This is a genomic window from Rhodococcus mengyinensis (genome assembly GCF_048381435.1).
Taxonomy (GTDB): domain Bacteria; phylum Actinomycetota; class Actinomycetes; order Mycobacteriales; family Mycobacteriaceae; genus Rhodococcus_F; species Rhodococcus_F opacus_D.
The window spans coordinates 1-15,586 of sequence record NZ_JBLWIT010000013.1; the positions used below are offsets into that span (position 1 = coordinate 1).

Annotated in this window: 20 protein-coding genes and 2 pseudogenes; 12 read left to right on the forward strand and 10 right to left on the reverse strand. The window is 70.2% G+C overall.

Annotated elements, in window-relative coordinates; translation table 11 throughout:
• Both ACNJ7E_RS00965 and ACNJ7E_RS00970 read left to right on the forward strand, forming a co-directional pair.
• Nucleotides 1–920: IS3 family transposase (locus ACNJ7E_RS00965; RefSeq protein WP_418338796.1), on the forward strand; the 920-nt coding region annotated here is incomplete at its 5' end.
• A gap of 34 nt (nucleotides 921–954) precedes the next feature.
• A pseudogene (locus ACNJ7E_RS00970) lies at nucleotides 955–1,665 on the forward strand (ferritin-like domain-containing protein); the annotation flags it as partial.
• A 2-nt stretch (nucleotides 1,666–1,667) separates the two neighbouring features.
• Here the strand turns inward: ACNJ7E_RS00970 and ACNJ7E_RS00975 are convergent.
• The 3 genes from ACNJ7E_RS00975 to ACNJ7E_RS00985 form a co-directional block, all read right to left on the reverse strand.
• The gene (locus ACNJ7E_RS00975; RefSeq protein ID WP_418338797.1) at nucleotides 1,668–2,120 is read right to left on the reverse strand and encodes a J domain-containing protein; all 453 of its coding nucleotides are present in this window, start codon (nucleotides 2,118–2,120) and stop codon (nucleotides 1,668–1,670) included.
• A 380-nt stretch (nucleotides 2,121–2,500) separates the two neighbouring features.
• Nucleotides 2,501–2,845 (reverse strand): hypothetical protein, encoded by a 345-nt coding sequence (locus ACNJ7E_RS00980; RefSeq protein ID WP_105419203.1) that lies wholly within the window; start codon nucleotides 2,843–2,845, stop codon nucleotides 2,501–2,503.
• A 38-nt stretch (nucleotides 2,846–2,883) separates the two neighbouring features.
• Nucleotides 2,884–3,306 carry an Hsp20/alpha crystallin family protein gene (locus ACNJ7E_RS00985; protein ID WP_029538863.1) on the reverse strand — a complete coding sequence of 141 codons (423 nt, stop codon included), beginning with the start codon at nucleotides 3,304–3,306 and terminating at the stop codon, nucleotides 2,884–2,886.
• Between the two features lie 133 nt (nucleotides 3,307–3,439).
• Here ACNJ7E_RS00985 and ACNJ7E_RS00990 point away from each other — a divergent pair, with 133 nt between their 5' ends.
• Nucleotides 3,440–3,940, forward strand: a complete 501-nt coding sequence (locus tag ACNJ7E_RS00990; protein ID WP_016881805.1) for a MerR family transcriptional regulator — start codon at nucleotides 3,440–3,442, stop codon at nucleotides 3,938–3,940.
• 195 nt (nucleotides 3,941–4,135) lie between these two features.
• Here the strand turns inward: ACNJ7E_RS00990 and ACNJ7E_RS00995 are convergent, their stop codons facing one another.
• Nucleotides 4,136–4,864, reverse strand: coding sequence for a GAF and ANTAR domain-containing protein (locus ACNJ7E_RS00995; protein ID WP_418338798.1), 729 nt, complete (start codon nucleotides 4,862–4,864; stop codon nucleotides 4,136–4,138).
• A 595-nt stretch (nucleotides 4,865–5,459) separates the two neighbouring features.
• On the opposite strand from ACNJ7E_RS00995, the pseudogene ACNJ7E_RS01000 reads away from it, so the two are divergent.
• The 3 genes and pseudogenes from ACNJ7E_RS01000 to ACNJ7E_RS01010 all read left to right on the forward strand — a co-directional run bounded on the left by ACNJ7E_RS01000 (nucleotide 5,460) and on the right by ACNJ7E_RS01010 (nucleotide 6,835).
• Nucleotides 5,460–5,775 (forward strand): annotated as a pseudogene (locus tag ACNJ7E_RS01000) (WhiB family transcriptional regulator).
• A gap of 42 nt (nucleotides 5,776–5,817) precedes the next feature.
• Nucleotides 5,818–5,940 (forward strand): hypothetical protein, encoded by a 123-nt coding sequence (locus ACNJ7E_RS01005; protein WP_016881809.1) that lies wholly within the window; start codon nucleotides 5,818–5,820, stop codon nucleotides 5,938–5,940.
• Nucleotides 5,941–6,391: 451 nt separating this feature from the next.
• Nucleotides 6,392–6,835 (forward strand): hypothetical protein, encoded by a 444-nt coding sequence (locus tag ACNJ7E_RS01010; RefSeq protein ID WP_418338799.1) that lies wholly within the window; start codon nucleotides 6,392–6,394, stop codon nucleotides 6,833–6,835.
• Between the two features lie 48 nt (nucleotides 6,836–6,883).
• On the opposite strand, the gene ACNJ7E_RS01015 is transcribed toward ACNJ7E_RS01010, so the two are convergent.
• Nucleotides 6,884–7,186: a hypothetical protein gene (locus tag ACNJ7E_RS01015; protein ID WP_418338800.1), complete on the reverse strand. Its 303-nt coding sequence runs from the start codon at nucleotides 7,184–7,186 to the stop codon at nucleotides 6,884–6,886.
• A gap of 720 nt (nucleotides 7,187–7,906) precedes the next feature.
• Between ACNJ7E_RS01015 and ACNJ7E_RS01020 the strand changes: the two genes are divergently transcribed.
• The 4 genes from ACNJ7E_RS01020 (at nucleotide 7,907) to ACNJ7E_RS01035 (ending at nucleotide 11,477) form a co-directional block, all read left to right on the forward strand.
• The gene (locus ACNJ7E_RS01020; RefSeq protein ID WP_016881813.1) at nucleotides 7,907–8,185 is read left to right on the forward strand and encodes a hypothetical protein; all 279 of its coding nucleotides are present in this window, start codon (nucleotides 7,907–7,909) and stop codon (nucleotides 8,183–8,185) included.
• Nucleotides 8,182–9,843: a stealth family protein gene (locus tag ACNJ7E_RS01025; protein ID WP_418338801.1), complete on the forward strand. Its 1,662-nt coding sequence runs from the start codon at nucleotides 8,182–8,184 to the stop codon at nucleotides 9,841–9,843. The genes ACNJ7E_RS01020 and ACNJ7E_RS01025 overlap by 4 nt, the downstream gene beginning before the upstream one ends.
• Nucleotides 9,844–9,922: 79 nt before the next feature.
• A complete protein-coding gene (locus ACNJ7E_RS01030; RefSeq protein ID WP_418338802.1) occupies nucleotides 9,923–10,663 on the forward strand; it encodes an ANTAR domain-containing protein in 741 nt (246 codons plus the stop codon).
• Between the two features lie 31 nt (nucleotides 10,664–10,694).
• The gene (locus ACNJ7E_RS01035) at nucleotides 10,695–11,477 is read left to right on the forward strand and encodes a GAF domain-containing protein (protein ID WP_418338803.1); all 783 of its coding nucleotides are present in this window, start codon (nucleotides 10,695–10,697) and stop codon (nucleotides 11,475–11,477) included.
• A 60-nt stretch (nucleotides 11,478–11,537) separates the two neighbouring features.
• Here the strand turns inward: ACNJ7E_RS01035 and ACNJ7E_RS01040 are convergent, their stop codons facing one another.
• Nucleotides 11,538–11,804, reverse strand: a complete 267-nt coding sequence (locus tag ACNJ7E_RS01040; protein WP_418338804.1) for a hypothetical protein — start codon at nucleotides 11,802–11,804, stop codon at nucleotides 11,538–11,540.
• An 87-nt stretch (nucleotides 11,805–11,891) separates the two neighbouring features.
• Nucleotides 11,892–12,311, reverse strand: coding sequence for a DUF6292 family protein (locus ACNJ7E_RS01045; protein WP_418338805.1), 420 nt, complete (start codon nucleotides 12,309–12,311; stop codon nucleotides 11,892–11,894).
• A gap of 202 nt (nucleotides 12,312–12,513) precedes the next feature.
• Between ACNJ7E_RS01045 and ACNJ7E_RS01050 the strand changes: the two genes are divergently transcribed.
• Both ACNJ7E_RS01050 and ACNJ7E_RS01055 read left to right on the forward strand, forming a co-directional pair.
• Entirely contained in the window at nucleotides 12,514–12,786 is a 273-nt protein-coding gene (locus tag ACNJ7E_RS01050; protein WP_016881817.1) for an ANTAR domain-containing protein, read from the forward strand.
• A gap of 275 nt (nucleotides 12,787–13,061) precedes the next feature.
• On the forward strand, nucleotides 13,062–13,517 hold the full coding sequence (locus ACNJ7E_RS01055) for a DUF3052 domain-containing protein (RefSeq protein WP_418338807.1): 456 nt from the start codon (nucleotides 13,062–13,064) through the stop codon (nucleotides 13,515–13,517).
• Nucleotides 13,518–13,595: 78 nt separating this feature from the next.
• On the opposite strand, the gene ACNJ7E_RS01060 is transcribed toward ACNJ7E_RS01055, so the two are convergent.
• From ACNJ7E_RS01060 to ACNJ7E_RS01070, 3 genes are all read right to left on the reverse strand, one after another.
• A complete protein-coding gene (locus ACNJ7E_RS01060; RefSeq protein WP_418338808.1) occupies nucleotides 13,596–14,018 on the reverse strand; it encodes a DUF2267 domain-containing protein in 423 nt (140 codons plus the stop codon).
• A 296-nt stretch (nucleotides 14,019–14,314) separates the two neighbouring features.
• Nucleotides 14,315–14,752 (reverse strand): Hsp20/alpha crystallin family protein, encoded by a 438-nt coding sequence (locus ACNJ7E_RS01065; RefSeq protein ID WP_007297531.1) that lies wholly within the window; start codon nucleotides 14,750–14,752, stop codon nucleotides 14,315–14,317.
• Between the two features lie 300 nt (nucleotides 14,753–15,052).
• The gene (locus ACNJ7E_RS01070) at nucleotides 15,053–15,418 is read right to left on the reverse strand and encodes a hypothetical protein (protein WP_016881820.1); all 366 of its coding nucleotides are present in this window, start codon (nucleotides 15,416–15,418) and stop codon (nucleotides 15,053–15,055) included.
• Between the last annotated feature and the right edge of the window lie 168 nt (nucleotides 15,419–15,586).

Here is a 15,586-nt window from a genome sequence, read left to right on the forward strand (position 1 = left end):
TATTTCGCAAAGGAGGTGAAGTGAAGACCCGCCGCTGGGACTTCATCTCCGACCATCGCGCCGAGTTCGGCGTGCAGCGGCTGTGCCGGGTGCTCGGGACCTCCCGCTCCGGCTACTACAAGCACCTGGCCACCGAGGATGCTCGCGCCGACCGCCAGGCCGACGAGGCCACGACGGTCGCCGAGATCCGCGCCATCCATGCCAAGCACCGCAGCGCCTACGGCGCCCCGCGGGTGCACGCCGAACTCCGCTCCCGCGGGCGCAAGATCAACCGCAAGCGGGTGACTCGGCTGATGCGAATCAACCACGTCGTGGGCCGGCACCTGCGCCGCACCAAGCGCACGACCATCGCGGACAAGTCAGCTCCACCGGTCCCGGATCTGGTGATGCGGGACTTCACCGCTTCGGCTGTGGATACCAAGTGGTGTGGGGACGTCACCTACATTCCGGTGGGCTCGTCGTGGTTGTTTTTGGCGACGGTGATCGACATCTGTTCACGTCGGGTGGTGGGGTGGTCCATCGCCGACCATATGCGCACCGAGCTCGTCACGGACGCGATCGAGATGGCGGTGCGCACCCGCGGTGGTGATGTCCATGGGGTCGTATTCCATAGCGATCGCGGATCTCAGTACACCGCAAAGACTTTCGGCGATGTATGCCGCCGTCATGGGATCCGCCCGAGTCGAGGCCGGGTCGGCTCGAGTTACGACAATGCTCTCGCCGAGTCGTTCTTCCAAGGACTCAAGAGGGAGTGGCTGCACGGACGGAGTTGGACGTCGAAGTCGCAGGCACGGCTGGAGCTGTTCGAGTGGCTCTCGTACTTCAATCGACGTCGCCGTCACTCCGCGCTGGGATACCTCTCCCCGGTGGAGTTCGAACAACGGCTGATCGCGTCGTCTACGCTGTCAGTTGCCGCATGAAATCCGGTGTCCACTCTCAAGGGGCAACCTCACGGTGACCGACCAGGCCCAGCCGTTCGGCGAGGCCCTGCTCGGGGACCTCGCGCTCGAACACCAGCTCCTCGACCGGGCCCGGTACCTCAAGGCCCTCGCCGCCGCCACCAAACGCACCGAGATCGAGAACCTGGCGTTCCGGCTGATCACCGCGCATTCGGCCACCGTGGACTGGCTGACCATCGTGCTCGCCGAGGACGCCCTCGGCGGTCCCGCGGCGTTGCGGCGCACCCCGATGCAGGCCGCGGCCGGCACCGCGGTCCGGTGGATCAACACCCCGGTGTCCTGGTCCACCCGGGGTCTGGACCGGGCGATCGACACCGCCCGTGCCGCCCGCCCCCGCCTCGAGGCACTGCTCGGCCGGGGCGCGCACGCCGGCGACGTCGCCGTCAAAACCCTAACCGCCTCCCGCGACGCCGCGCTCGAGACCGCCGAAGAAATCACCCGCCGCGAAGGCGCCACCGCGGTGGCCGAGGCGATCCACTCCGCCCGCACCACCGCCCGTGTCTTCGAACCGGGTGAGCTGCCGATCGGCGACTACGACGACCTCACCGTCCCGCAGGCCGTCGCCGCGGTCAAGGACCTGACCGATCCCGCCGATATCGGTGCCGCTGTGGCGTACGAGGAAGCCCACAAGAACCGGCACGGAGTCGTCTCCGCCGCCCAGACCCGCCTGGCGGCCATCGCCCAGGAAGTCGCCGGCATCAACTGATCTCAGCGGTGACGCCGGACCGGTCCGATCCACAGGCCGGTCGCCGGTGGCCGCGGCGGGGGTGGGGTATCGCCCACAACGATCACGCGGATCCCCGGCGGGACCGGGACCCGCGGCGCTCGCCCGGGGCGGGCCCTGGGTTCGGCCGCCCGCTCGGCTGCCAATCGCTCGGCCGATCGTTCGGCGACCAATCGCTCGGCCGCCGCCCGGCGGGCGGCTTCCCGGTCGGTCGCTTCCCGGTCGTGGGCGGCCCGGGCCTGCGGGTCACGCAGCAGGGCGTACGCGGTCAGGATGTGCTGGAGGTGCTCGTCCGCGGCCGGGTCGGCGGGCTGGTCGCAGGGGCGGGTGTCGGGGTGGTGTTCGCGCAGCAGTCGCCGGTAGGCGCTGGCGATCTCGGACTGCGACGCCGCAGAGGACAGTCCCAGCACCCGATACGGATCCTGCTCGGTGGCCATCACCCTCGTCCCCTTCGAGTGCCGGGTGCACGAGAAAGGTGGTCCCGGGCTCGGGATGCCGGAACCACCAAGGCGGGGCGGGCCCGACCCGCACGAAGGGCCCGCCCCCGCTTGTCACGCCTATCGGGTGGGCACTGCCCGCCCGGCACGGCCGATGGTTACCGTCTGCCAGGCAATGGCGGTGCGCCCCGGTCGAATCCGACACCCCGAGCATGGGTTTGCCGGATCGGCGGTCGGCGCCGTCCGGTTTCTCACTCGGCGGGTCGGCGGTGCCGGGCGGTGTGCTCGAAAGCGGGGTCCGCCGCGCCGCGCGGAAAGGCAATGACAGGTGACAGAGGCGGCGGGCGAACCCGGTCAGCGGATGCACTCGTCTGAGTTCATCACCCCTTTCGTGCTCGACGACCAACTGTGCTCGACTGTGGACAAATCGGATTTCTCGGTCTCGGAGGTGAGCGCTGCGTGGCCCGGATTCCGGGAGCCGGCGGGGCCGTCACCGTCCACCCCGGCGATGTGGGAGGGGATGGGCGCGGCGGGCCGGCCGGTGCGGTGGCCACCCGGTGGAGCAGGACGACGGCCTGCGGCGTCAGCGCGTCGGCGAGGATGCGGTCCGAATCGGCCACGAGCTGTGCGTATTCGAGTTCGTGCCACGGCCAGATCATCTCGCGTTCGGGGCGCTGTTCTGTGTCGGTGGCGTTCACCTCTGCGGCCATGTTCGCCGATGTCATCTTCTGCTCACCCCCTCCCGAACCTTGTTCACCTCGTGTCAGGCGTTGACGGCCTTCCTCTCGGAATGTCCGCTGCTGATCTCGATCTTGCGGGGCTTGGCCTTCTCCGCGACCGGGATCGTCAACCGCAGCACTCCGGCGTCGTAGTTCGCCTCGATCTTGTCCGCGTCGAGATTCTCACCGAGGAACAGCTGCCGGCTGAACACCCCGCGTGGGCGCTCGGCGGCGACCATTTCCTGGTTCTCGTCGAGTGCGGCCCGTTCGGCGCGCACCGTCAGCGTGTTCTTGTCGACGTCCAGATCCAGGGAGTCGGCATTCACACCGGGTAAATCGAACTCCACCACGAACCGGTCCTCTTCGCGCCAGGCGTCCATCGGCATCACTGCCGGTCGGGCCGCGGTGCCGAGGATCTGCTGCGTCAGACGGTCGAGGTCGCGGAACGGATCCGTGCGCATCAACATCATGTCCACCTACCTCCAGAAATCCTTTCATCCCATCAGGTAAACTTCCAGCAGATGCTGTAGGTTCGTTATAGCATCTGTCGTAGACTATGACAAGAGACTGTGCGAGAAAATTCCCGATCGGAGCACGAAAATGTCCGAGAAGTCCGAGCAGCCCGAGGCCGAATCACCGTCGGTGCGTGGTGTTTACGGCATCTCGGTGGCCGCAGAGCTGTCCGGGTTCGGGGTTGCGGCGCTGCGCCTGTACGAGGAGTACGGGCTGATCACCCCGGGCCGCACCGGTGGGGGCACCCGCCGCTACAGCGACTACGACCTGGCCCGGCTCAAACGCATCGCCGAACTCATCGAGGCCGGCGTCAACCTCGTCGGCATCGGCCGGGTCCTCGACCTCGAGACCCGCACCGGCGACCTCGAGCGCGACAACCGCCGCCTGGAAGCGGACAACGCCCAACTACGTGCCGAAAACACCGCATCCGGCGCCGAGGACGACACCGCGAACACCGGCCCCACCGGTGAGGCGGCATCGCAACCGGAGACCGGCCGGCCCGGGCGCCGGCGGCGTCCGGCCGCCGGGCAGCGAACGCGACTGCGGGACGGCCCGTCCCGACAACGCGCCACCGGCGACCACCACTGACCGTGCCCACCGGTGGATCACGGTTGCATGATCCGGCCCCGGCGTCGGGGGGTTACGTCGGGGCCGAAATTCCTCGAACCCAGGACTCGGTGGAGGGTTTTCGAGGAGCACCGTCGAGAATACGCCGCACCTGCGGCGGTGGACAGCACCGTTCACCCAGGTCGCACCTGAAAACCGGCCGGCCGGCGGGATGGGTCAGCGAGGCGCCTGCCCCGGCGGCGCGGGCGTCATGTGCAGGTGGCCGTCGACCACCGCCCCCGCGACCTCGTGCACGCTGGTGCGGTGCCGGCGGGCATGGCGGCGTAGACGGTCGAACGCCTCGTCCACGGTGATGGCGCCCTCGGCGGCGATGATGCCCTTGGCCTGCTCGATCACCACCCGGGATGCCAGCGCATTCTCGAGTTGCTCGGTCAACTGTTGCCGCTTCCGCAGGGTGGCATCGGTCGCCAGATGCCCGGCGACCACCCGGGCCAGGACCGCGGCCGCGGTCAAATCGCCGGGGCACCACGGGCGTGGGGTGACCGCATGCAGATTTACACATCCCAGCGTCTGCCGGTCCCACCGCAACGGCACCGCCGCGGTGGCGGCGATCCCCATCCGCTGCGCGGCGGCGACGAATTCGGGCCACCGCCCCCGCGCCTGCGCCAGGTCCGCCACCGTCACCACCGCACCCCGGCGCTGCGCCTCGCAGGCCGGGCCGCGCTGGGATCGTTGCTGGGCACGTTCGAGTCCCTGCACCGGCGCCGCGGCCGCGGTCACGGTCAACTCGCCGTCCGTGGGTAGTAGCACCGCGGCCCCGGCCAGACCGAACACCGACCGCACCGATTCGGTCAGCTCGGAGACGATCGCCCCGATCGGCGACGGCTCCTCGAGCATCTGCAAGATCCGGCTCAGGGCTGCCACATACGCTGCCGGTTCATACACGGCCCCCACCTCCTCCCCGGTCTGCCCACCCATTTCTCCACCGCAGGACCGAAGCCGAGATCGTCCGTCTCTTCTCGTCCCCGAGATACCCACACCGACACGGATTCAACCAGGTCCGCCGGGGTCACCGGGAACGAATACGGGTTCGGGTCTGGAGAAACCGACCAGCGTGTCGTTATCATGTGGAGCACGTCTCGTTACCCCGGACCCCGGTGACGAACGGAACCTCGTTACCCCGGACCCCGGTGGCGAGCGACGCGGAACAGGCCCCGAGAGTGTGGGCCGTCCTTCGCGTCCGCGATGTCGTCCCATGCCCGCCGAACTCGAGCCAGGTGTCGGCGCACCGGCATCGTCCGCCGCACATGGTTGGTGAGTCGGCGACACGCGCCCCCTGACGCCCCGAACTCGGGGATCGATCTCTGCGTGTTCTTTCGCTGTCCCGACACGCACACCTCGACCGATGTCGTGGTGTGCGCTGCGTCGAGGGGTCGCCTCGCACACCACGTTTCGACCCCAAGTCGGCGCACCGGCCGTCGCGTGCACTCGAGCACCCGAGCACCCGAGCACCCGAGCACCCGAGCACCCGAAAGGATCCATGACCTCCCCGCACCGTCACACCCGGCCCCGCCCCGCCGACTGGGACTGGCAGCGCCACGGGTCCTGCCACGGCGCCGGCACCGCGATGTTCTTCTCCCCCGACGGCGAGCGCAGCTCCGCTCGCGTCCACCGCGAACAGCAGGGCGGGGCAACTGTGCGCGCAGCGCCCGGTGCGCACCGTCTGCCGCGATCACGCGCTCACCGCCGGTGAGCCCTACGGGATCTGGGGTGGCATGAGCGAGGCCGATCGGACCCGCCACCGCTGCCGCGGCCGCCGCCGTGAGAGGCGCCGATCCTCGCCCGCACCGACGTGACCACGACACCTACCATTCCCGACCCCGTGAGAGGACCCATCGATGACCAACATCGCCCTGCTGATCCTGGTGATCGTCCCCGGGCTCGCCGCATCGCGCGCACTGCAGCATTACCTCGAGCACACCACCGCACCCCCGGGCACACCGCCGCCCCGGTTCCGCTGACCCTGCCTCGAGACACCCCATCCGCCTGAGAATCGTTGGGATACCGGAACATGCGCGGTGTTTGCGGGCAGGTCCGGCGGGCAACCTCGAAGTCAGGAGCGGCAGCGGACCGGTACGGTGCCGCTTTCAGGTTCCGCGGGTTCAACAGCGAGCTCGCGGAACCGCCCGACCTCGACTCGCCCGTGCTCGCGCGGGGACGGTCGCCCGTCCCCCAGACCCGCCGCCGCGCAGGCGGATTCCTGAGCCTGCGAACAGTGTTGGGAGAATTCGTCATGTGGTTTCCTGCGACCGCATTCTCGTTCGACCTGAACCGGCCCACCCCCGCACCGCCCGCCCTGTCCCCACCGACCGGGGTGGGGATTCTCGGTACCCTCGTCGCGGCCCTGCGCACCTCTGGGCGTCCCCCTGCGGCGACCGAACGCCCGCGTCCGGGGACGGACACCACAGGGCCGTGACCGCGGACCACGCCCACGCCACCACCCCGCAATCCCGGATCGCCGGGCAGCTGCTGCAGGCGGTCGGCGAACGGAACGTTCCGGCGGCGCGTACCCAGATCTGCGCGGTGGCCTGCCCGCACGGCCGGCACGCCGCCCTGTTCCATCCGGTGATGCTCTGGCTGATCGCCCAGCTCGGCGTTCTGCTGCGTGACCGGGTCGGAGTCGAGGGCGACGGGGAGTCGTTCGTGTTCGAGTTGCTCACCGGCGCCGACCTGTGGTCCGAGCCGACGTCGCTGTCCGCGCAGGCCCGCAGCCTCCGGATCCGGGTGCTGGCCGCACTCGCTGCGGACCACGCGCCGCCGCCGTGGGCGCCGCAGAGCCCCGCCGCCCCGGAGCGGGTCCGGATGCTCGTCGATGCCCTGCTCTGGCTCGACGACCTGCTCGACTACAACCTGTGACGGCGCCCTGACAGCCGCGCCGAGGCATCTGGGGCGGTGACGACTGCGCTATCGGGTGGGTCGGTGCAGGCAGGACAGTTCCCGGGCGGCGTCGTCGAGGCCGACGCAGGGGATCCCGCGGCGGCGCACTTCCTGCAGGGTCTGCGCCTCGTCCGGGGTGCACAGGCCGTCGAGGACGCCATCGGTGGCGATGACGACCAGGGCGTCCTCACTGCAGGTGTCGACCAGTTCCACGTCGTGCCCGCTGGCCCATCCGGTGACGGTGGACCAGCGGTCCCGGTCGGCGGGATCGGTGAAGGCGCCCAGCAGCACGATGCTCCCGGTGCGGGTGGTCAGATTGTGCACAGTCATCTCGGTTCTTCCTCAACTCGGGCACCACGCGCGGCGCAGCGCCCGGGGTAGGGCACGGGGTGTGGGGGTGGGATCCGGACCGGAGCCAATCGTCCTTCCCGGAGCGGCGGGACACCCAGCGGGATCCTCGCCGGGGTCCGGGGCGATACCGGGTAGGGTACCCAGCCGCAACCGGGTTCGAAACGCAGCACACGGTGGTGTGGCACACCGAGCCGGTTCCCGACATCGCCTGCCTGCCCGAGGATATCGGGTGCCTGCCGCGAGTTCGACGGTGCCGGAGAGCAGTTCGGCGTCTGCGCGGTCGGGTCGCTCGGAAGTGCCTGTTCGAGGACCTTCTGCCCTGGCCAGCGCAGCGCCGTTCTCGTTATGATCGGATTCTGCCGTCCCCGAAAAGACGAGGGCGGCGCCGCGAAAACTGGACCCACCGCGGGATGTTTCCCGCCGCCGGTGCACGTTCAGCGGCGTCGAACCCGGGACGACATTCTCGGCCTCGGGCTCGACGCGCCCTGCGTGCCGCGGCGGTCGCCGAAACACGCCCCGACACCGAGCAGTCGCGGGCGATCGGTCATCTCACGGGCGCTGCACACCCGCAAGACCGGCCGGAGTCGTTGGGCAGCCGGATTTTTCCGCATCTCGGTGGGTGCGTTGCCGCTCACAGTGCCGGAGCGGAGGGTATTTCGTGGCAGCTTGTTCCCGGGACGCGAGGAAGGGGCGAAGTCGATGACAACGTCACCGCATATCACCACCGATCACGACGAGATCCGCCGATGGATTCAGGCGCATCACGGCGCCCCGGCACGGGACGGGTCCGGCGCATTGCGGATCGACTTCCTCGGTGTCGCCACGGAACTGAAGCATCTGCAGTGGAATGAGTGGTTCACCGCCTTCGACGAGCGGGGTCTGGCCCTGTGCTATCCCGAACCGCATGTTCGCGGCGGCACCAGTGCCTGGTTCGAATTCGTCCCGCGCGCCCGAACCGCCGCCGGTTCGGTCCGATGAGCACGCCGACCCGATCACCGTCCCGCACCGGCACCCCCGACACCCCGCCCCGCCCGCGCGGTGGGGACACCCGGCCGGCCGGTACTCACACGCTCCTCGGCCGCGGCGGGGAGCTGACCGGGCCACCGGTGCCGGCGGTGCCGGCGGCCTGCCGGCTGTCGGCCCGGCCGGAGGTGAGGGAATTCGGCGGCCGCTACGGTCTGACGATCTCGACGACCACGCCGCACGAGGCGACGACCGAGGATCTGCTGTTCGTCCGATCGGTGCTCGACGACGCCGGAATCGGCTACCTCCTCGTCCGCGGCAACCACACCCGCCCGGTGCTGGCGGTGAACTGGGCCGACCGTCAGGCGCTGCGGACGGCACTGGTGGCAGCCTGCGCGGACCAGCCGTTCTACGCCAAGACCGTCGGCAGCGGCAGGGCGCCGGTGTTGATCGCAGACGGGACCCTGTCGCACATCCCGGCGGCACGGATCCTGCGGCTGTTCCGGCCCCGGATCGAACCGGTCAGCGGGCTGAAATACGGGGCCGCGGGGGCGGTGCAGGTCGAGTTGTGGTCGTATACCGACGACGAGATCGCCGCACCGACCGCGAACGCGCTGACCCGCCCCGTCATGGCGCGCCGCGAGGCCGTCCCCGCGGTGATCGAGCGGGACGGTCGGAGTTGGCCGACGGTGGCCGGCATGTTCGACCGGCATCCGGCGGATGTACCGTTTCCGATCGACCTGGTGTTCTCCTGGGTGGACGGGAGCGACACCCGGTGGCAGGCGCAGCGGGCACGGCGGATGCGCAATTACGTCGTCGGCGACGGGGACGACTCCCCGGCCCGGTACCGGCAGATCAACGAACTGAAGTATGCGCTGCGGTCGGTGCACATGTACGCGCCGTGGATTCGGCGGATCTTCGTCGCCACCGATTCCCCGCGACCGGCATGGCTGGCCGCACATCCTCGGGTCACCGTGGTGCGCAGCGAGGAATTCTTCACCGATCCGTCGGTGCTGCCCACCCACAATTCCCACGCCGTAGAATCGCAGCTGCACCGAATTCCCGGTCTCGCCGAACACTTCCTCTACGCCAACGACGACATGTTCTTCGGACGGGCGGTCGCCCCGCAGCTGTTCTTCACCGCCGGCTCGGTGAGCCGGTTCATCGAGTCCGGCACCCGCATCGGGCTCGGCCGTAACTGTCCCCGGCGCAGCGGATTCGAAAACGCCGCCCGCGTCAACCGGGTGCTGCTGCAACAACGTTTCGGGGTGACGATCACCCGTCATCTCGAACACACCCCGGTGCCGCTGCGCCGATCGGTCATGGCCGAGATGGAAGAGCAGTTCCCCCGCGAGTTCGCCGCGACCGCGGCCAGCCCGTTCCGGGCAGCGGAGAACATCTCGGTGACGAACTCGCTCTACCACTACTACGCCCTGCTCACCGGCCGCGCCGTGCCGCACACCGCCGCCAAGGTCCGCTACGTCGACACCACCACCGTTGCGGGCCTGCGCGCACTCGGTCCGCTGCTGGCGAAGCGGAACAAGGACATGTTCTGCCTCAACGACGGCAGCACCCCGGAGGTCGACCTTGCGGTGCGCACCGCGACGGTGACCGAGTTCCTCGACCGCTACTACCCCATCCCGGCCCCCTGGGAAACCGGATACCCCCGCTGACCGGCACCCCTGACCCCACCCGGCCCATTGCCGGTTCTCCCGTCGGCTCCGCGGTCACCGGACGGGAGCAGGGTGAAAGGTGACAGCGGTCGAGGTGGTGAGGGTGGTCGTGGAGGAACGGCGACGGCAGTCGTTGTGGCGTGCGATCGCCGACGAGGCGGGCACGCCCGGACAACACCGGTGGGCGCAGCAGGTGTGCCGGCTGTGCGTGACCGAACTGGCCGGTATCGACGCCGCGGCGCTCACCCTCCGCGCGACCGGCCGGGCGCAGGACCTGCTCGGCGCCAGCGACGACTGGGCCGGGCGGCTCGACGAGCAGCAGTACACCCTCGGCGAGGGCCCCGGGGTGCAGGCGTTCGAGGACGGCAGCCCCATCCTGGTCGACGATCTGAGCCACCACGAGGAGCGGTGGCCCGGATTCGCCGACACCGCTCATGCGGTGGGGGCGGCGGCGGTGTTCGCATTCGCGCTGCGGATCGGCGCCATCCGGCTCGGCACCATGACCTTCTACCGGCGGCGGACCGGCTCCCTGGCCGCCCGCGCCGTCGCCGATGCCACCGTGCTGGTCGACCTGATCACCCTGGCCCTGGTCGAGCAGGCCGAGCACGCCGAGCGGACCGGAATCGACTGGATCCGGGACACCGGCTCCTACCAGGACGTGAACGTGGCCACCGGGATACTCGCCGCCCGCCTGTCGATCAGCCTCGACGAGGCGCTCCTGCGGCTGCGCGCCCACGCCTTCCTGCTGGGTCGCCCGATCCTCGACCTGGCCGGGGACATCCTGTCCGACCGGATCGACGTCGACGAGCTCAACGAATGACCACCCCGCCGCGGGGAGAAGGAGATCACGCATGATCGAGGACATCCCGGACATCCCGGACACCCAGGCCCACCTGGTCGAGGTGCTGTCCGCGATCACGACGCACCTCGCCGACACCGCGACCGACCCCACGGCCGCCGCCATCGCCGACATCACGGCGGCCAGCGCGGATCTGCTCGCCGCCGCCGGCGTCCTGGTCGTCGACCCCCGGGGCGGTGTCGCAGTCGTCGCCGCGTCCGACGAACGCGCCCGGATCGTGGAACTGCTGCAAACCCAGGGCGAGCACGGCCCGTGCCTGGACGCCGTCGCCGCCGGCACCCCGCTCGAGGTCCCGGACCTGTCCGAATCCCACCGGCGCTGGCCCGACTTCACCGACGTCGCCACCACCGTGGGCTACCGTGCGGTACTGGCGATCCCGATGCTCCTCGACGGCCACGCCATCGGGGGGACTCAACCTGCTCTGCACCACCGTCCGCGAGTTCACCGACTACGACCGGCGACTGGCCGCGGTCCTCGCGGCCTCGGCCGTGATGCACCTGATCCGCGACGACGCCGCCCACCGCCGTGCCAAACTCACCGAACGCACCCTGGGCCTGATCCACGACCGTGTGCACGTCGACCAGGCGGTCGGACTCACCGCCGGACCCTGCACATCACCCCGGCCGCGGCCCGGACGCTGCTCGAACACCACGCCAGCACCCACCACACCCCGCTACGCGCCCTCGCCCAGCACATCACCACCGGCTCGCTGGCACCGGCGGACCTGACCGGCGTCGACGACACCGCACCCGGACAACAAGCCCCGCACCCCTGATCATCAGGCACTGCGCTGGTCCCACAGGACCACGTCCGGGCCATGACCCGTCGCGGCCGGTTACGGCCACTCCGGGTCGGAGCGTCCGTGCGCGGCGCCGTCGACCACCGCCTGCACCCGGGCCGCGGCACGGTCACCGGCACCCGCCGTCCGGTCGAGGTCGCGGGTAGCGCGTTCGAGGACCAGCTCGTCGTGGTCGGCGGTGGTTCCGGATCGCTCCCAGGCGCTCAGGATGCCCGCGCACTCGTCGCGGGCCGCACGGTCGGCCAGGGCGCGGAGCAGCGCCAGCGCCGCCTCGGGGCCGGGACGCGGCGGAATCGTCGTCATGTCTCCAGCCTCCTCTTCTTTGCGTCCCATGCCCCGGCGATATCGCCGTCGATCGTCTGGGGAACCGTCGGCGACCGGATACGTTCGTCACCAACCGGGCGCCCCGCGATCGACTGGTCCGGTGTCGCTGTCGAGCCTGTGGATGAGTGCCGGGACCGGAAAGGCGTCCCGGTCACGGTATTCGAGGTGCAGCAGGTCCGCGACGAGCTCGTCGGTGCGGTCGGCGATGGCCTCCGGTGCCGGGCGGCGGCCGATCCCGAGCCCGCCGACGATCAGGACCCGATCGGCGCGCTGACCCTCGATTCCCAAAGACCACCCGAAATACCGGTTCCAGGCGATCAGGACGTGGCGGCCGCTGTAGTACCGGAACTGTTTCGACAGCACGACCACAGCATCGAAGGTGACCGCGTCCCACCGGCGGATCGTCTCGGCGTTCAATGCCCGTGCGACCGCGAACACGTACGCGTTGCTGTCCGGGTTGTCGCCGGCACCGACGCCGCTGCTCATCGTGAACACTTCCTCCGTCGCGGAACACGTACCCGTCCACGGTGAGCTCGAAACTACCCCTCGACACTGGTCAGGGCAGATAAACCGTACGACCGCAGGCCCTCGGTCCGCCCGTGGAGGGAGCAGGGCGATGTTTGGGATCGGGCCCAATCGGGCACGACCCACACACATCCGCTCCCAGACTTCGACGGAGGTGTCCTCGATGGCGGCATTGCACAGTCACACCCTCACCCATCCCCGGGGCACGGGATCGCGTACCCGCGCCCTCGACACCGCCGAGGGGGTGCTGATCGGGATCCGCCGGATCCCGGCCGCGGACGCCTTCGACGAACTGGTGAGCGCCGCCCGCCGCCACGGCGTGTCCGTCTTCACCCTCGCCGAGGCCCTGGTCGCGCTCGCCAGCGGAAACGAGGCACCCCAGCCTGCCGCCGCCCGCGCAGCCCGGACCGAATGGGGCGCACTGTTGCGGCCCTAAACCCCGGGAAGCACCGTGTGGAGTTGTGCGCTCGGCCACCTGGTCCCCGGATCCGCATCTCGCGGGTTTCGGTGATCGGGTAGGCGGATACTCTATGGGCACTGCCGTCCGGGCTCGTTCGGACACATCGTGATTCGGGCGGTAGGGCCCACCAGTCGCAGTGACCGATAGGGCGCTCACTCCGGTTGATGGGCCACCCAGCCCACCGGGACAACCACGACCCCGGCAAGCGTGCGCCGGGAGTCGACGACCACACGAGATGAAGGAGTTGGGCGATGTCGACGGCGGGGCACGCCGGCGGTCGGTCCACCGACCTGTGCCTGACCGCGGAGATGATGGTGCAGGAACTGGGATGGGACGACGACGTCGACGAGGACCTGCGTCGACGCATCGAGGACATCCTCGGGGGCGCATTGGTCGACGACAACTTCGGCGAGAGGGTCGACGCGGTGCTGCTGTGGTGGCGCAGCGGCGCCGGTGACCCCACCGACGAGCTGATCACCGCCCGCACGGCGTTGTCCGGCACCGGTTTCGTGTGGTTGATGACACCGAAGCCCGCCCGAGCCGAGCACGTGGACCCGGCGGAGGTGACCGAGGCCGCCGACCTCGCCGGGCTGCACGTCACCTCCCGGATCGACAGGCGCGACTGGCTCGGGACCCGGCTCACCCAGTCCAGCCCACCCGCCCCACGGGCACGGTCGTCCTCGGCTCGCCAGCCTGCCCGGTGGTGACAGGCACAGGGGATCCCGCCGGGTGACGATGTCACCCGGACGAGCCCGAGGTCATCCAGCGCCCCCGGGGACGGGTGCTCACCCCATCTCTGGGGGTGGTGGGGTGCTCACACCGTTTCGGGGGCGGCCGAACAGTGGCGCGAAACCCTCGGGCAGTGACCCCAGGACGGTGTGCAGGCAGTTGTCGTCGACGGCCTGGGCCACCGTGGCCAGCACCGCGCTGGTGTCCCATTCGGCGGTGGTGGGGTGGGCGTCGAGGGCTTGGGCGATCCGGTGCCGGAACTCCTCGATCCCGTAGTCGGGTGCGGCCCGTCCGTCCTCGATGGGGCCGAGCGCGTCGCGCGCCAGGGGCGAAAGCTGCGCGCCCAGGGCTCGCACCTTTCCGGGGGACAGCCGCGCCCCGAGCTTCCGGAGCACTACCGTCGTCACCCGAGTGGCCTCCCCCAGGCTGTCGTATTCTCCGTATTCGCGGACCCATGACAGGAATTCGGTGTCGTCCATCACCAGTGTCCTTTCTGTGCTCTCCTTTGTTCTTCTTGTGTGTTCTTCTCGTCTCGGTCTCGAGGTGCTGCTCGCACGTCTTCCGATCCACCCCCGCCGCCTCCTCGCACCGACAGGGGCCGTTGGTCAGCGCCGCGCAGCCGGAGGTGCCCGGCGGGCTCAGCGCCAGGAGGAACAGCACTCCCGGGGCGATGCCGACCGCCTCGGCACCCTCGACCGGCCGTCCCCGGAGGGTCCGTGTCGGGGGTGCCACCGTTCCCGGTGTCCGGGTGGGCGACGGGAAAGGCGGCGGAAGGTCAGTCGGTGGTGACCTCGATGCGCCGCGATCGGACGCTTGCGGTCTTCGGGATGGTGACGGTGAGAACACCGTCGGCCAGTGTGGCAGTGATCTTGTCGGCATCGACGTCGCGGGCCAACAGGGTGCGGAATTCGAAGCTGCCGGTGCGGCGGGTGCGGCTGCGGGTCCGCAACCACCCCGCCCTCTTCTTCTCCACGAACTCGCCGCTGATCTCGAGTTCGTTGGCCGACAGGGTGATGTCGAGGTCCTCGCGTGCGACGCCGGGCACCTCCACCTCCACCACGTAGCCGTCGTCGGTCTCGGACACATCCGCCAGCGGCCGCCAGGTCTGCCCGCCGCCGAACGGGGCTCCCGACATCGAGTCCCGCAAGGGACGTTCGGCGACCGGGTCCCACCGCCCGGACTCTCCACCGCCGCGATTCGCAGGTGCAGCCATGCCGCGACACCTCCCACTTACCGCTGTGTGTTGTTCCTCCCCCGGCGAGCATGGACCGCCCGGGGGTGGTTCTCCTGCACCATGATTGGTACCCGAACCCCAGATCTCCGAAACCGCCCTATCGGTGGCGAAATTCGGCGGGCGGCGGAGGCTCGGACGGCCGGGGTGGCCCCGGCCGTCCGGTGTCGGCGGCGGGGATGTGGGGTCCGCGGTGACCGGGTGCAGACCGAGTCCGCGGTGATCGACAGGTCCGCGAACAGGCCGAGGAAGACCCGCTGCCGCCTGCACACACCGCCGGCGTCAGCGGGTGTCGGTGCCGACCGCGGTGAGTTCGCCGATTTCCGCGACGGTGCGACCGGTGTGCGGATCGACCCAGCAGGGGTGGCGATCCCGGATCCGGGGCACCCACACCGCGGCCTGGTCGCGGCAGGGCCAAGGCACCCGCAGTTGACGCAGCAGCGCCGCCTGCACGGTGTTGGCCACCCATACGGTCGCCTCGACCGCCGGCAGTTGCGGGGCCAGGCCGCGACCGAGGACCTGCCGACCCCCGCCGATCTCGCCGAGCCGATCACCGGGCCGGGCGCTGCCGGGTGGGGCGGGATCCCACGCGAGGAGCACCCCGTCCTGGTGTATCGCCAGCTCCCAGCACACCCCGTCCCAGCGCACCGTTCCCCGGCGGTGGCAGCACCGCAAATCCCGGGCGAGCGCCCCCAGGGCGCCCGCCCAAGCCGGGGGGGGCGCACCGGGCCTGGGCGGTTCCTCGAACACCGGGAACCGCCACACCCGGCCGAGATGCTGATGCCCACACCCGCGGCGCTCCTGTGTCGTTCCGGA

What these genes read in the sequence shown, in the direction of transcription:
- ACNJ7E_RS00975 (WP_418338797.1), bottom strand. Translation starts at nt 2,120, where the DNA reads ATGGCCACCGAGCAGGATCCGTATCGGGTGCTGGGACTGTCCTCTGCG.
- ACNJ7E_RS00980 (WP_105419203.1), bottom strand. Translation starts at nt 2,845, where the DNA reads ATGACATCGGCGAACATGGCCGCAGAGGTGAACGCCACCGACACAGAA.
- ACNJ7E_RS00985 (WP_029538863.1), bottom strand. Translation starts at nt 3,306, where the DNA reads ATGTTGATGCGCACGGATCCGTTCCGCGACCTCGACCGTCTGACGCAG.
- ACNJ7E_RS00990 (WP_016881805.1), top strand. Translation starts at nt 3,440, where the DNA reads ATGTCCGAGAAGTCCGAGCAGCCCGAGGCCGAATCACCGTCGGTGCGT.
- ACNJ7E_RS01005 (WP_016881809.1), top strand. Translation starts at nt 5,818, where the DNA reads ATGACCAACATCGCCCTGCTGATCCTGGTGATCGTCCCCGGGCTCGCC.
- ACNJ7E_RS01015 (WP_418338800.1), bottom strand. Translation starts at nt 7,186, where the DNA reads ATGACTGTGCACAATCTGACCACCCGCACCGGGAGCATCGTGCTGCTG.
- ACNJ7E_RS01020 (WP_016881813.1), top strand. Translation starts at nt 7,907, where the DNA reads ATGACAACGTCACCGCATATCACCACCGATCACGACGAGATCCGCCGA.
- ACNJ7E_RS01025 (WP_418338801.1), top strand. Translation starts at nt 8,182, where the DNA reads ATGAGCACGCCGACCCGATCACCGTCCCGCACCGGCACCCCCGACACC.
- ACNJ7E_RS01035 (WP_418338803.1), top strand. Translation starts at nt 10,695, where the DNA reads ATGATCGAGGACATCCCGGACATCCCGGACACCCAGGCCCACCTGGTC.
- ACNJ7E_RS01040 (WP_418338804.1), bottom strand. Translation starts at nt 11,804, where the DNA reads ATGACGACGATTCCGCCGCGTCCCGGCCCCGAGGCGGCGCTGGCGCTG.
- ACNJ7E_RS01045 (WP_418338805.1), bottom strand. Translation starts at nt 12,311, where the DNA reads ATGAGCAGCGGCGTCGGTGCCGGCGACAACCCGGACAGCAACGCGTAC.
- ACNJ7E_RS01050 (WP_016881817.1), top strand. Translation starts at nt 12,514, where the DNA reads ATGGCGGCATTGCACAGTCACACCCTCACCCATCCCCGGGGCACGGGA.
- ACNJ7E_RS01055 (WP_418338807.1), top strand. Translation starts at nt 13,062, where the DNA reads ATGTCGACGGCGGGGCACGCCGGCGGTCGGTCCACCGACCTGTGCCTG.
- ACNJ7E_RS01060 (WP_418338808.1), bottom strand. Translation starts at nt 14,018, where the DNA reads ATGGACGACACCGAATTCCTGTCATGGGTCCGCGAATACGGAGAATAC.
- ACNJ7E_RS01065 (WP_007297531.1), bottom strand. Translation starts at nt 14,752, where the DNA reads ATGGCTGCACCTGCGAATCGCGGCGGTGGAGAGTCCGGGCGGTGGGAC.